General features: G+C 66.8%; 19 protein-coding genes. 11 read left to right on the forward strand and 8 right to left on the reverse strand.

Translation table 11 applies throughout. The annotated features are described in order from the left end of the window. The first annotated feature begins 4 nt into the window (after nucleotides 1–4). Together FOA17_RS19855 and FOA17_RS03665 are read left to right on the forward strand one after the other, a co-directional pair. The gene (locus tag FOA17_RS19855) at nucleotides 5–187 is read left to right on the forward strand and encodes an EVE domain-containing protein (RefSeq protein ID WP_203232261.1); all 183 of its coding nucleotides are present in this window, start codon (nucleotides 5–7) and stop codon (nucleotides 185–187) included. Beyond that, a complete protein-coding gene (locus tag FOA17_RS03665) occupies nucleotides 188–424 on the forward strand; it encodes a GlsB/YeaQ/YmgE family stress response membrane protein (RefSeq protein ID WP_149140128.1) in 237 nt (78 codons plus the stop codon). Here the strand turns inward: FOA17_RS03665 and FOA17_RS03670 are convergent. From FOA17_RS03670 to FOA17_RS03705, 8 genes are all read right to left on the reverse strand, one after another. Beyond that, nucleotides 414–929: a TetR family transcriptional regulator gene (locus FOA17_RS03670; RefSeq protein ID WP_149140129.1), complete on the reverse strand. Its 516-nt coding sequence runs from the start codon at nucleotides 927–929 to the stop codon at nucleotides 414–416. The genes FOA17_RS03665 and FOA17_RS03670 overlap by 11 nt on opposite strands. A gap of 39 nt (nucleotides 930–968) precedes the next feature. Beyond that, a complete protein-coding gene (locus FOA17_RS03675; RefSeq protein ID WP_149140130.1) occupies nucleotides 969–1,595 on the reverse strand; it encodes a trimeric intracellular cation channel family protein in 627 nt (208 codons plus the stop codon). A gap of 28 nt (nucleotides 1,596–1,623) precedes the next feature. Next, complete coding sequence (gene rnhA, locus FOA17_RS03680) at nucleotides 1,624–2,088, reverse strand: ribonuclease HI (RefSeq protein ID WP_149140131.1); 465 nt, start codon at nucleotides 2,086–2,088, stop codon at nucleotides 1,624–1,626. Nucleotides 2,089–2,117: 29 nt separating this feature from the next. Beyond that, entirely contained in the window at nucleotides 2,118–2,546 is a 429-nt protein-coding gene (locus FOA17_RS03685; RefSeq protein WP_149140132.1) for a DUF3429 domain-containing protein, read from the reverse strand. Beyond that, entirely contained in the window at nucleotides 2,543–3,160 is a 618-nt protein-coding gene (locus FOA17_RS03690; RefSeq protein ID WP_149140133.1) for a LysE family translocator, read from the reverse strand. The genes FOA17_RS03685 and FOA17_RS03690 overlap by 4 nt, the downstream gene beginning before the upstream one ends. 169 nt (nucleotides 3,161–3,329) lie before the next feature. Beyond that, nucleotides 3,330–4,286: a 4-hydroxy-3-methylbut-2-enyl diphosphate reductase gene (gene ispH, locus FOA17_RS03695; protein WP_149140134.1), complete on the reverse strand. Its 957-nt coding sequence runs from the start codon at nucleotides 4,284–4,286 to the stop codon at nucleotides 3,330–3,332. A 43-nt stretch (nucleotides 4,287–4,329) separates the two neighbouring features. After that, a complete protein-coding gene (locus FOA17_RS03700; protein ID WP_149140135.1) occupies nucleotides 4,330–4,767 on the reverse strand; it encodes a YqaA family protein in 438 nt (145 codons plus the stop codon). 54 nt (nucleotides 4,768–4,821) lie between these two features. Continuing rightward, entirely contained in the window at nucleotides 4,822–5,400 is a 579-nt protein-coding gene (locus FOA17_RS03705; protein WP_149140136.1) for a LabA-like NYN domain-containing protein, read from the reverse strand. A 171-nt stretch (nucleotides 5,401–5,571) separates the two neighbouring features. On the opposite strand from FOA17_RS03705, the gene folK reads away from it, so the two are divergent. The 9 genes from folK to era all read left to right on the forward strand — a co-directional run bounded on the left by folK (nucleotide 5,572) and on the right by era (nucleotide 13,079). Beyond that, nucleotides 5,572–6,111 carry a 2-amino-4-hydroxy-6-hydroxymethyldihydropteridine diphosphokinase gene (folK, locus tag FOA17_RS03710; protein ID WP_420841679.1) on the forward strand — a complete coding sequence of 180 codons (540 nt, stop codon included), beginning with the start codon at nucleotides 5,572–5,574 and terminating at the stop codon, nucleotides 6,109–6,111. Nucleotides 6,112–6,211: 100 nt separating this feature from the next. Next, entirely contained in the window at nucleotides 6,212–6,571 is a 360-nt protein-coding gene (rpoZ, locus tag FOA17_RS03715) for a DNA-directed RNA polymerase subunit omega (protein WP_149140138.1), read from the forward strand. 18 nt (nucleotides 6,572–6,589) lie between these two features. Continuing rightward, entirely contained in the window at nucleotides 6,590–8,707 is a 2,118-nt protein-coding gene (locus FOA17_RS03720; RefSeq protein ID WP_149140139.1) for a RelA/SpoT family protein, read from the forward strand. 25 nt (nucleotides 8,708–8,732) lie between these two features. Then, nucleotides 8,733–9,440, forward strand: coding sequence for a DUF2062 domain-containing protein (locus tag FOA17_RS03725; RefSeq protein ID WP_149140140.1), 708 nt, complete (start codon nucleotides 8,733–8,735; stop codon nucleotides 9,438–9,440). Between the two features lie 34 nt (nucleotides 9,441–9,474). Then, the gene (locus FOA17_RS03730; protein WP_149140141.1) at nucleotides 9,475–10,212 is read left to right on the forward strand and encodes a pyridoxine 5'-phosphate synthase; all 738 of its coding nucleotides are present in this window, start codon (nucleotides 9,475–9,477) and stop codon (nucleotides 10,210–10,212) included. Then, the gene (gene acpS / locus FOA17_RS03735; protein WP_149140142.1) at nucleotides 10,209–10,619 is read left to right on the forward strand and encodes a holo-ACP synthase; all 411 of its coding nucleotides are present in this window, start codon (nucleotides 10,209–10,211) and stop codon (nucleotides 10,617–10,619) included. The genes FOA17_RS03730 and acpS overlap by 4 nt, the downstream gene beginning before the upstream one ends. Before the next feature lie 72 nt (nucleotides 10,620–10,691). Then, a complete protein-coding gene (gene lepB / locus FOA17_RS03740; RefSeq protein ID WP_149140143.1) occupies nucleotides 10,692–11,480 on the forward strand; it encodes a signal peptidase I in 789 nt (262 codons plus the stop codon). Further along, nucleotides 11,477–12,166, forward strand: a complete 690-nt coding sequence (rnc, locus tag FOA17_RS03745; RefSeq protein WP_149140144.1) for a ribonuclease III — start codon at nucleotides 11,477–11,479, stop codon at nucleotides 12,164–12,166. The genes lepB and rnc overlap by 4 nt, the downstream gene beginning before the upstream one ends. Further along, nucleotides 12,159–13,079 carry a GTPase Era gene (gene era / locus FOA17_RS03750; RefSeq protein WP_149140145.1) on the forward strand — a complete coding sequence of 307 codons (921 nt, stop codon included), beginning with the start codon at nucleotides 12,159–12,161 and terminating at the stop codon, nucleotides 13,077–13,079. Before rnc ends, era begins: the two co-directional genes overlap by 8 nt. The last annotated feature ends 2 nt before the right edge of the window (nucleotides 13,080–13,081 follow it).

Here is a 13,081-nt window from a genome sequence, read left to right on the forward strand (position 1 = left end):
GCGGATGGCGCCGATCCGGCCGCTGCTGCCGGTGCTCGACCTCACGCGCGGCGAGGCACAGTGGGGCATGGCCTTCCGCTTTGGCCTGCGCGCGCTGACCGAGGCGGATTTCACCCGCATCGCGGCGGCGATGGACAGCGCCGCGCCTCTGGGGCAGACTGGCGGGGCAAGTATGCGCGAGGCGTGAATGACCTTTCTTCTGATCCTGATCATTGGCGCGGCGGCGGGGTTTCTGGCCACCCGTTTCATGCGGGTTCAACTGGATGTGGTGACCACGGTCCTGCTGGGCATGGCGGGGGCGGCAGTGTCATGGATGGTGCTGCGGCTGGTGGCGCGGATCATGGGGTCGGGGCTGATGTTCATCGGCGCGATCCTGGGGGCCATGGCCCTGATCTGGCTGTGGAAAACCACCTTCAGGCGCTGAACCGGCGCAGCGCGTCCTTCAGCCGGAACGCCTTGCCCCCGGCGGGATGCCAGAGCATCTGGCCCTGCCAGGCGGCAAACAGCAGCGCCGCGATGTCCCGCCCCTTGTCGCCGCCCCCCAGCCGCAAGGCCAGCGCGGCCTCCACCCGGGCGCGCCAGTTCGCGGCGCGTTCGCGCAGCGCGGGGTCGCGGAAATCGGCGGCCAGCAATGCCAGGTCGGGCGCCTCGGGCCCAAGCGTCTTGAGCAGCGCCAGCGCGCCCTTGGCGCCAAGCGGCGCCTCGGCCTCGGCCTCGGTGGTGCGGGCCTCGATCGCGGCCCAGGCGGCGTGCAATGCGGCGCTCACCATGGCATCGCGGCTGCCAAAACGCTGCACCAGCGTCGGCGGCGCCAGCCCGGTCGCCTGCGCGACAGTGGCAAAGGACACCGCCTTGTCGCCGCCGGCGGCCAGCAGGCGGCGGGTCTCGGCAAAGACGGTCAGGTCAGGGATAATCCTCGGGCGCGGCATTCCCCATTTGTAGCGGGTTCTGCGGCGACGGAAAGGGGGTCAGCGACGTCCGTCGCGCGGCGGGCGCGCGCGATAGACCGGCAGCCGCCAGCCAAAGGCGACCGACCCCGCGCGCAGGCCAAAGGTCACCGCCGCGCAGGCCAGAAGCGCGCCGCCCTGGCCCGCTTCTTCCAGCAGCACGGCGGCCAGCGCGCCGGCAAAGGCGGCGGTGACATAGATCTCGCCCGCCTTCAGCACCAGCGGCACCTCGTTGCAGACCACATCGCGCATCAGGCCGCCCAGACAGCCCGTCGCCATGCCCATGACCAGCACCACCGGCCAGCCCAGCCCCGCGGCCAGCGCCACGCCCACGCCGGCGGGCACCGCCACGGCCAGCGCGCAGGCATCCAGCCACAAAAGCGTGCGATACCGGCTCTCCAGACGCGGCGCCCAGAAAAACACGAGGATCGCCGCCGCCCCCGCCACCGCCAGGTAGGCGGGCTGGCCGATCCAGAACACCGGATCGCGGTTGATCAGCACATCGCGCACCGTGCCGCCGCCGACGGCGGTCAGGCAGGCGATGAAGACGAAACCCACGATATCCAGCTGCGCCCGGCTGGCCACCAGCGCGCCGGTCAGCGCGAAAACCGCGACGGATGCGTAATCGAGCGCGGAAAGCAGCGTCATGCCGCGCCCTTTTTCTTGCCCGGCGCGCTCATGCCGCGCCCTTTTTCTTGAACGGGGCCATCCCCTCGCGCGCCAACTCGTCGGCGCGTTCGTTCTCGGCATGACCGGCATGGCCCTTGATCCATTTCCAGATCACGCGGTGGCGCGCCTGCGCCGCATCCAGCCGCTGCCACAGATCGACATTCTTGACCGGCTTGCGGTCGGCGGTGCGCCAGCCATTGCGCTTCCAGCCATGGATCCAGCCGGTCACGCCGTTCTTCACATAGGCGCTGTCGGTGACCACGGTGATGTCCGAGGCGCGGCTCAGCGCCTCCAGCGCAGAGATGGCGGCCAGCAGCTCCATCCGGTTATTGGTCGTGTCGGCCTCGCCGCCGTTCAGCGTGCGCTCCTTCACCACCGCGTCGCCCTCGCGCGCCAGCAGCAGCACCCCCCAGCCCCCCGGGCCGGGATTGCCGGAACAGGCGCCGTCAGTATAGGCGAAAAGCTCGGGCATGGTCGCTCCCTTCCAGTCTCGCCCGCGCTTTACAGCGCCGAGCCGAGCGATACCAGCACAACCACCGACATCAGCGCCCGCAACCGCATCCACCAGCCCGGCGCCAGCCCCTCGTTCCAGAACCAGAAATCCAGTGCCAAAAGCGCGATATAGGCCGCCAGCAGCAATTCGATGCGAAAGCTGTGCAGGGGCAGCAGCGCGGTGGCCGCGAACAAGGCGGGCAGCGTGGCCAGCGTATAGGCCAGCACCGCCTCCGCCCCCTCGGCGCGGGTGGCGAAACCCCATAGAACCCCCGCCAGAAAACACAGCATCACTGTGCCGTAATGCACCAGCAGCCAGTTATCCGCCGCCAGCGCGTTCAGCGCGGCATCCTCGGTCGTCCAGCGCGCCAGCGACGCGCCGGCCAGAAAGGGCACCACCGCCAGGATGCCGCAGATCGCCGCGATCCGGGGGATCATGCCGCGCGCTCCAGCGCAAGGCGCAGCCCAAGCGCCGCGAAAGAGGCGGCAAAGGCGCGGCGCAGCCAGGTCATCACCCGCTCTGACCCCAGCAGCGCCCGCCGTCCCGAGGCCGCCAGCCCCGCATAGATCACGAAGGTCAGAAAGGTCATCGCGGCGAAGGCCAGACCAAGTTCCGCCATCTGCGCCACCGTCGCCCCCTGGCTGGGCAGGAATTGCGGCAGGAAGGCCACGAAGAACAGCGGCAGCTTGGGGTTGAGGATATTGAGCAACACCCCGCGCCACACCACCTGCCCGACCGGCGCGGGCGCCGCAGGCGCGATGTCAAGGCCGCCGCGCCCCTTCAGCACAGCCCAGGCCATCCAGAGCAGATAGGCGACCCCGGCATATTTGACCGTCTGGAACAGCAGCGCGCTGGCCAGCAGCACGGCGGCCAGTCCCGCCAGCGCCACGACCATATGCAGGATGGTGGCCAGCGTGCAGCCTAGTGCCGCCCAGAGCCCGGCGCGAAAGCCGCCCCCCAGCGTCATCGACAGGGTATAGACCACGCCGATCCCCGGCGAGATGCAGACGATGAAGGCGGTCAGCAGGAATTCGGGCGATAGCGACGACATGGGGCACCTTGGCAAGCGGACATTCAAGCCTAGGCCAGTTTCCCCTGGTGCCGCAAGCGGGCTTCCTGACCGGCGCCCCCTTCATCTGTTCCCAAATATCCTGCGGGGAGGTCCGGAGGGGTGCAAAACCCCTCCGGGGGTGCCGCCCGCGCGCGCTGTCCGGGCTGCGCTATTGCGCGGCGCGCAGGATGCGCGGCACCTTGAATTCCACGTCCTCGGTCGCGGTCTCGACCCGCTCCACCCTGGTGTCGAACCGCGCGCGGAAGGCGTCGATGACCTCGTTCACCAGCACTTCGGGCGCGCTGGCGCCGGCGGTGATGCCCACGGCGCGGATGCCCTCCAGCGCGCGCCAGTCGATATCGGTGGCCCGCTGCACCAGTTGCGCATAGGCGCAGCCATTGGCGCGGCCCACCTCGACCAGACGGCGCGAATTCGAGGAATTGGGCGCCCCGATCACCAGCAGTGCGTCGATCCGCCCGGCAATCGCCTTGACCGCCGCCTGGCGGTTGGTGGTGGCATAGCAGATGTCTTCCTTGTGCGGCCCGACGATCGCGGGAAAGCGCGCCTTCAGCGCGGCGACGATATCCGCGGTGTCATCGACCGACAGCGTGGTCTGGGTGATGAAGGCAAGCTGCGCCGGATCGCGCGGCGTCACCCGCGCCACATCGGCGACGGTTTCCACCAGCAGCACCTCGCCCGCCGGCAATTGCCCCATCGTGCCGATGGTTTCGGGGTGGCCGGCATGGCCGATCATCACCATCTGCAAGCCGTTCTCGGAATGGCGCTCGGCCTCGATATGCACCTTGCTGACCAAGGGGCAGGTCGCATCGACAAAGACCATGCGCCGCGCCTCGGCCGCCGCCGGCACCGATTTCGGCACGCCATGGGCGGAAAAGATCACCGGGCGGTCGTCGGGCACCTCGTCCAGTTCCTCGACAAAGACCGCGCCCTGCGCCTTGAGCCCGTCCACGACGAATTTGTTATGCACGATCTCGTGCCGCACATAGACCGGCGCGCCCCATTTCTGGATCGCCATTTCCACGATCTTGATCGCGCGGTCCACGCCGGCGCAAAAGCCGCGCGGTGCGGCGAGATACAGGGTCAGGGGGGGAAGGGGTTGGGTCATCGGGGCCTCGTTCGCGTGGCCCAGAGGTAGTGCCTCGGGCCGGTCACGTCCAGAGCCAAGCGGCCGCGCCCGAGGTGACGGCCGCCAGCACGGCATAGCGCGCGGTTTTCGCAAAGCCCACGATGGCCGCGAATTGCCACAGCGGCACATGCAGCGCGCCGGCGATGAAGCAGATTACGTCCCCCAGCGGCGCCCAGCTGAGCAGAAGGCTCCATTTGCCCCAGCGGCCAAACAGCGCCTCGGCCCGGGCGAGGCTGGCCTCGGCGGCGGCAAAGCACCCCTCCAGCCCGCGCAGGCCCCGGCCCATGGCCCAGGTGACGACCGACCCGGCGGTATTGGCCAGACCCGCGACCGCGACCAGCAGCCAGACCGGCGCGGCGCCGGCGAGTTGCAGGGCGACAAAAACCGCCTCCGACTGCATGGGAAGCGGCGTCGCGGCCAGAAAGGCCGCCGAGGCAAGACCGATCAGCGCGGCCAGCATCAGTCCCGCGCGACCCTGGCGCGGGCAAGGGGCGATCCGGCCCCGGGGCGGCCCTTACTTCGCATGAACCTGCGGTGCGGCCTCATCGCGCTCGGGGCGCGGTTCGCGGGGCGGGCGGCCGATGACTTCGCGCAGCTCGTCCAGTTCGATGAAGTTGTCGGCCTGACGGCGCAGCTCGTCCGCGATCATCGGCGGCTGGCTGCGGATGGTCGAGACGACCGAGACGCGCACGCCCTGACGTTGCAGGCTTTCCACCAGCGGCCGGAAATCGCCATCGCCCGAGAACAGCACGATATGATCCAGACGCGGCGCCAGTTCCATGGCGTTCACCGTCAGTTCGATATCCATGTTGCCTTTGACCTTACGGCGGCCCTGGCTGTCGGTATATTCCTTGGCCGGCTTGGTCACCATGGTAAAGCCATTGTAATGCAGCCAGTCAACCAGAGGACGAATCGGCGAGTAATCGTCGTTTTCAAGCAGAGCGGTGTAATAGAAAGCGCGCAAAAGTTTGCCGCGGCGCATGAACTCCTGACGCAGCAGCTTGTAATCGATATCGAAGCCGAGTGCTTTTGCTGCTGCGTAAAGGTTGGAACCGTCGATGAACAGCGCGAGCCGTTCGTCCTTGTAAAACATAACACATCCCCTCAAATTCCGATCCGCACCTGTCGCGGCGGGAGTGGTGGCCCCCTTTTTGCCAAACCGGTTACGGAAGGCCGTTGGATATCAATCTGCTGACAATGAACACAACCCCTACTTTGGAGAGTGCCACCTTCGATGAGCGCTGGAAATCCCCTACTTGTCGCCTTGGGCGCGAATTTGCCGCATGACGGGCAGGCACCCGCCGACGTGTTGCGGCTGGCGGTGCAGGCCCTGGCCGCAGAGGGGCTACTCCCGCTGCGGATGAGCAGAATATATGTCACGCCCTGCTTTCCCGCAGGGGCCGGTCCCGATTATGTGAACGCTGCGGCGGTGCTGGCGGATGACGGGCGCGGGCCCGAGGCGGTTCTGGCCGCGCTTCATGCGGTCGAGGCGCGGTTTGGCCGGGCGCGGCAGGCCCGCTGGGCGGGGCGGACGCTCGACCTCGACCTGCTGGCGGCGGGCGCGCGGGTCTTGCCCGATTTGGCGGGATACGCTGCCTGGCGCGACTTGCCGCCCGACCGGCAGGCGCAAGAGGCGCCCGACCGGCTGATCATGCCGCATCCGCGCCTGCAAGACCGCGCCTTCGTGCTGGTGCCGCTGGCCGAAGTGGCGCCCGACTGGCGCCATCCGGTGCTGGGGCAGACCGTGGCAGAGCTGCTGGCCGCGCTGCCGGCGGCGGATGTGGCGGCGGTCAAACCCCTGTGAACGGTGCCGCTGCGGCGCTTGCAACGGATTCCGCCCTTGTCAAGCCTCTTGTCGGGCGTTAGAGAGGCGTTTCCATGCCCATCCACCACTGGAGTATCCCATGGCCCGCGTGACGGTCGAAGATTGCGTTGACAAGGTGCCCAACCGTTTCGAACTGGTGATGCTTGCCGCCCATCGTGCGCGCGAGATCGCTTCGGGTTCGGCCCTGACGGTGGACCGTGACAACGACAAGAACCCGGTCGTCGCCCTGCGCGAGATCGCCGAGGAAAGCCAGTCCACCGATGTCCTGCGCGAGCGGATGATCGAAAGCTACCAGACGCAGATCGAGGTGGACGAACCCGAGGAAGACCAGATGGCGCTTCTGATGGGCAATGGCGATGCGGTGGACCGGCCGGCGACCGACGACATGTCGGAAGAAAAGCTGCTGCGCGCGCTGATGGAAGCACAGGGCGACCGCTAAGGCGGCAGGCGGCGGGGAATGATCGACGTCGAAGACCTCGTCGCCCTTGTTCGCAATTACAACCCGCGAACCAATGCAGACCTGATTCGTCGGGCCTATGCCTATGGCAAGCAGATGCATGAGGGGCAGTTCCGCAAATCGGGCGAGCCCTATTTCACGCATCCTGTCGCGGTGGCGGCGATCCTGACCGAACAGCGGCTTGATGACGCGACGCTGGTCACCGCGCTGCTGCATGACACGATCGAGGATACCAAGGCCAATTACTCTGACGTTGCCCGCGAATTCGGCGAGGAGGTGGCGGAGCTGGTCGATGGGGTCACCAAGCTGACCAACCTTCAGCTCACCTCCACCGAATCGAAGCAGGCGGAGAACTTCCGCAAGCTGTTCGTCGCGATGTCGAAAGACCTACGGGTCATTCTGGTCAAGCTGGCCGACCGGCTGCACAACATGCGCACGATCAAGTCGATGCGCCCGGAAAAGCAGGCCCAGAAGGCCCGCGAGACGATGGAGATCTATGCGCCGCTGGCCGGCCGCATGGGGATGCAGTGGATGCGCGAGGAGCTGGAGGATCTGGCCTTCCGCGTGCTGAACCCCGAGGCGCGCAATTCCATCATCCGCCGCTTCATCACGCTGCAACGCGAGGCGGGCGATGTGGTCCACAAGATCACCGCCGACATCCGGCACGAGCTGGAAAAGGCCGGGATCGACGCCGATGTCTATGGCCGCGCGAAAAAGCCCTACAGCGTCTGGCGCAAGATGCAGGAAAAGGATCTGGCCTTTTCGCGCCTGTCCGACATCTACGGCTTTCGCGTGATCACCGCCAATGTCGCCGATTGCTACCGCGTGCTGGGGGTGATCCATCAACGCTGGCGGGCGGTGCCGGGGCGGTTCAAGGATTACATCAGCCAGCCGAAATCGAACGGCTATCGGTCGATCCACACCACCGTTTCGGGGCGCGACGGCAAGCGGGTGGAGGTGCAGGTGCGCACCCGCCAGATGCATGAGGTGAACGAATCCGGCGTCGCGGCGCATTGGTCCTATCGCGAGGGCGTGCGGGTGCAGAACCCCTTTGCCATCGACCCGGCCAAATGGCTGAGCAGTCTGAACGAAAGGCTGGGCGACGAAGATACCGACGACTTCATGGAGAATGTGAAGCTGGAAATGTACACCGATCAGGTGTTCTGCTTCACCCCCAAGGGCGATGTGATCCAGTTGCCGCGCGGCGCGACGCCGCTGGATTTCGCCTATGCGATCCATACCCGCATCGGCAATTCCACCGTTTCGGCCAAGGTCGATGGCATTCGCGTGCCGCTCTGGACCCGGCTGAAGAACGGCCAGTCGATCGAGATCATCACGGCCGAAGGCCAGCGCCCGCAGGCGAGCTGGGTGGATATCGTGGTGACCGGGCGCGCCAAGGCCGCGATCCGGCGCAGCCTGCGCGAGGAGGACCGGGGCCGCTTCATCAAGCTGGGGCAGGAACTGGCCCGCGCGGCCTTTGATCACGCCGGCAAGAAGGCCAGCGACAAGGCGCTGCGCACCGCCGCGCGCATGCTGGGCCTGCCCGACGAGATGGAGTTGCTGGCCCAGCTCGGCTCGGCCGAACTGAACGCCCGCAAGATCATCGAGACGCTTTACCCGGAATTGCAGGTCGGCCTGCCCGAGGTGGTGGATGCGCAGCGCCCGGTTCTGGGTCTGACGGCCGAACAGCATTTCAGCCGCGCGCCCTGCTGCCAGCCCGTGCCGGGCGAGCGGATCGTGGGCATCACCCATCGCGGAAAGGGCGTGGTCGCCCATGCGATCGACTGCCCCGCGCTGGCCGAATACGAGGAACAGCCCGAACGCTGGGTCGATCTGCGCTGGCAGGCCGGGCAGCACGCCGCCGTGCATACGGTGAGCCTGATGCTGACCATTTCCAACGATGCGGGGGTGCTGGGGCGGATCTGCACCTTGATCGGCGAGCAGAAGGCCAATATCTCGAACCTGAATTTCGTCGATCGCAAGCCAGACTTTTACAAACTGGTGATTGATGTCGATCTGCGGGATCTGGAGCATCTGCATCTGGTCATGACGGCGCTTGAGGCGGAAACCGATGTGGCGCAGATTGCGCGCCATCGTGACCTGAGCCGCAAGCCCTGATCGCGGCCTGTCTGGGAAGAACGACGTGGTTTTCAAACGGCGCGACAAACGCAGCTATGCCCGGCTTGCCCGGGAACTCGTCTATCCCAAGGGCGGGATCCGGCGCGCGGTCATGTATGTGCTGCACCGCATGCGCCGCCTGCCCGACCAGCCGCATCGCATCGCGCGCGGGGTGGCGGCGGGCACTTTCGTGAACTTCCCCCCGGTCTACGGGGTGCAGATGCTGTCGGCGGCGGCGCTGGCCTTCGTGATGCGCGGCAATGTGCTGGCGGCGCTGCTGGCCACCTTCATCTCCAACCCGTTGACCACGCCCTTCATCGCGATGGGGTCGCTCAAGCTCGGGCACTGGATGCTGGGGATCGAACGCCCGCTGACCTTTGGCGAGGTGCTGGCGGCCTTTACCGATGCGGGCTGGCAGCTCTGGCACAATTTCACCGCCATGTTCACCGACGATGTCGCGCATTGGGACAAGCTGATCGACTTTTTCTGGTATCTGTTCTGGCCCTATACGATCGGGTCCATCATTCCGGGCATTCTGGCCAGCATCGCGACCTATTACATGACGATCCCGCTGGTTCATGCCTATCAGAAGCTGCGCGCGGCGCGGTTTTCCGAAAGGGCGGAAAAGCGGCGGGCGCTGCGGGCGCGGCTGAATGCGGCGCATGGTGGTGGCGCCGCCGCGAATGGCCGCAAGGCCGCGTCGGGGGGTGACGACGCGCCCGGCGCGCCGTAAGGTCGGCGCGCGACACTGCGACAGGGAGAGGGCGATGCAGAAATTGCGGCTGGGCGTGAACATCGACCATGTGGCGACGGTGCGCAATGCGCGCGGCTCGGCCTGGCCTGACCCGCTGCGCGCGGCGCTGCTGGCCGAAGCCGCCGGTGCCGACGGCATCACCGCCCATCTGCGCGAAGACCGCCGCCATATCCGCGATGCCGATATGGAGGCGCTTAAGGCCGGGATCGGCATTCCGCTGAATTTCGAATGCGCCGCGACCGATGAAATGGCCGATATCGTGCTGCGCCTGCGGCCCCATGCCGTCTGTCTGGTGCCCGAACGGCGCGAGGAACGCACCACCGAGGGCGGGCTGGATGTCGCGGGCGACCAGGCGCGGCTGACCGATTACATCGCGCCCCTGCGCGCGGCGGGCTGCCGGGTGTCGATGTTCATCGGCCATGACCCGCGCCAGATCGAGGCCTCGGCCCGGATCGGCGCGGCGGTGGTCGAACTGCATACCGGCCATTATTCCGACCTGCATGCCGAAGGCCGCCAGGCCGAGGCCGAGGCCGAGCTGGACGCCCTGCGCGCGGGCGCGCGGCTTGCGGCCTCGCTCGGGCTGGAGGTACATGCGGGCCATGGTCTGACCTATGAAAACGTGGCCCCCGTCGCCGCGATCCCGGAACTGCACGAGCTGAATATCGGGCATTTCCTGATCGGCGAGGCGATCTATCTGGGTCTTGGCCCCGCGATCGAGGAAATGCGCCGCCGCATGGATGCGGCGCGATGATCCTCGGTATCGGCACCGATCTTGCCAATATCGACCGGATCGCCGCCGTGCTGGAACGGCATGGCGACCGTTTCCGTAACCGCGTCTTCACGCCGGTCGAACAGGCCAAGGCCGAAAGCCGCAGCCGCGCGGTCGCGGCCACCTATGCGAAACGCTGGGCCGCGAAAGAGGCCTGTTCCAAGGCGCTTGGCACCGGGTTGCGCATGGGGATTTCCTGGCGCGACATGGCGGTCACCAATCTGCCCAGCGGCCAGCCGACCCTGCATCTGAGCGGCTGGGCGGCCGAACGTCTGGCCGCCATGACCCCGCCGGGCCATGAGGCCGTGCTGCATCTGACGCTGACCGACGATCACCCCTGGGCGCAGGCCTTTGTCGTCATAGAGGCCCGGCCCCGCACGGCGGCGTGAAGGTGGCCTTGCAAACTTGACTCCGCGCCCCCGCGCGCGCATGAAGCCGCCGGAACCAGAAATGAGGCAGCAATGGCAAGCAAGGAAAAGTCGGGCGAGAGCATTGCCGACTGGGGCAAGACGATCGCATGGGCGCTTGTCATCGCGGGGCTGTTCCGCACGCTGCTGTTCCAGCCGTTCTGGATTCCGTCGGAATCGATGAAGGACACGCTGCTGATCGGCGACTTCGTCTTTGTGAACAAGATGGCCTATGGCTATTCGAAATATTCCTGCCCCTTTTCGATGTGCCCGATCACTGGCCGCATCCTGGGCAGCGAACCGCAGCGCGGCGATGTCGTGGTGTTTCGGCATCCGGTCAACGGGTCGGATTTCATCAAGCGGCTGATCGGCCTGCCGGGCGATACCATCCAGATGAAGAACGGCGTGCTCTGGCTGAACGGGCAAGAGGTGCCGCAGGTGCCCGATGGCCAGTTCGAGGAAATCTATGAGCCGCAGGGCCCGATGGGCAACCTGCCGCGCTGCGAGAATGGCCCGGTGGGGCAGGGCGGCATCTGCACCCGTTCGCGCTTTGTCGAGACGCTGCCGGAAGGGCGCAGCCATCATGTGCTGAACATCGACAGCAACGGCTATGGCGACAATACCGATGTCTTTACCGTGCCGCCGGGGCATTACTTCTTCATGGGTGACAACCGCGACAATTCCACCGACAGCCGCTATAGTCAGGCCGTGGGCGGCGTGGGCATGCTGCCGGCGGAATATCTGATCGGCCGTGCCGACCGGATCATCTTTTCCTCGGCGGGGCGGTCGATGCTGTTCTTCTGGACCTGGCGGTCTGACCGCTATTTCAAGGCGATCGAGTGAAACTGTCGGCGGATCTCCGTGATTTTCAGACCCGGCTGGGACATGATTTTGCCCGGCCGGATCTGCTGTCGCGCGCGGTGACGCATTCGTCGTTTTCCTCGCCGACCCGGTCCGACAATCAGCGGCTGGAATTTCTGGGCGACCGGGTGCTGGGCCTTGTCATGGCCGAGGCGCTGATGGCGGCCGACCGGGGGGCGGCCGAAGGGTTGCTTGCGCCGCGCTTCAACGCGCTGGTGCGCAAGGAAACCTGCGCCGATGTGGCGCGCGGCATCGGTCTGGGCGATGTGCTGAAACTGGGCCGGTCAGAGATGATGTCGGGCGGTCGGCGCAAGGATGCGCTGCTGGGCGACGCGATGGAGGCGGTGATCGCCGCCGTCTATCTGGATGCCGGGCTGGAGGCCGCGCGCGCGCTGGTGCTGCGGCTGTGGGGCGGGCGGATCGGCGCCGTCGAGGCCGATGCCCGCGACGCCAAGACCTCGCTTCAGGAATGGGCGCAGGCCCGGGGGCAGACCCCGCCGGTCTATACCGCGCTTGGCCGCGCGGGGCCGGATCATGAGCCGGTCTTCACCGTCGAGGTGCGGCTGGCCTCGGGCGAGGCCGAACAGGCGCAGGCCGGAACGAAACGGGCGGCGGAGCAGACCGCTGCCAAGGCGCTTCTGGCGCGGATGGAGGGCCGGAATGGCTGATCAGAACCAAGGGCAGAAGGCGGGCTTCGTTGCCCTGATCGGAGAGCCGAACGCCGGAAAATCCACGCTTCTCAACCGCATGGTCGGGGCGAAAGTGTCGATCGTCACGCATAAGGTGCAGACCACGCGGGCGCGTATTCGCGGCGTCTGCATGGAAGGCGCGGCGCAGATCGTCTTTGTCGATACGCCGGGCCTGTTCCGCCCGCGCCGCCGGCTGGACCGGGCCATGGTCGCGGCGGCCTGGGGCGGGGCGGCGGATGCCGATATCGTGGTGCTGCTGATCGAGGCGCAGCGCGGCCTGACCGAAGGCGTGCAATCCATTCTGGACGCCCTGAAGGATCGCGCGGCCAGCCAGACCGTCGCGCTCGCCATCAACAAGATCGACCGGGTCAAGGCCGAAAGCCTGCTCGCGCTGAGCCAGACCCTGAACGAGGCCTATCCCTTCGCCGAGACCTTCATGATTTCGGCCGAGCGCGGCTATGGCGTGGACAAGCTGCGCGCCTGGCTGGCCAGCCAGCTGCCCGACGGGCCGTGGTTCTACCCCGAGGATCAGATCGCCGATCTGCCGATGCGGATGATTGCGGCCGAAGTCACGCGCGAAAAGCTGACCCTGCGCCTGCATGAGGAACTTCCCTATCAGCTGACGGTCGAGACCGAGAAATGGGAAGACCGGCCCGATGGATCGACCCGGATCGACCAGGTGATCTATGTCGCGCGCGACGGGCACAAGGGCATCGTGCTGGGCCACAAGGGCGAGACGGTCAAGGCCATCGGTCAGGCCGCCCGCGCCGATCTGATGGAATTTCTGGATCGGCCCGTGCATCTGTTCCTTCAGGTCAAGGTGCGGCCGAACTGGCTGGATGAGCCGGATCGCTATTCCGAAATGGGCCTTGATTTCAAGGATGGCGACTGAGG

This window comes from Gemmobacter caeruleus (assembly GCF_008271655.1).
Lineage (GTDB): Bacteria > Pseudomonadota > Alphaproteobacteria > Rhodobacterales > Rhodobacteraceae > Gemmobacter > Gemmobacter caeruleus.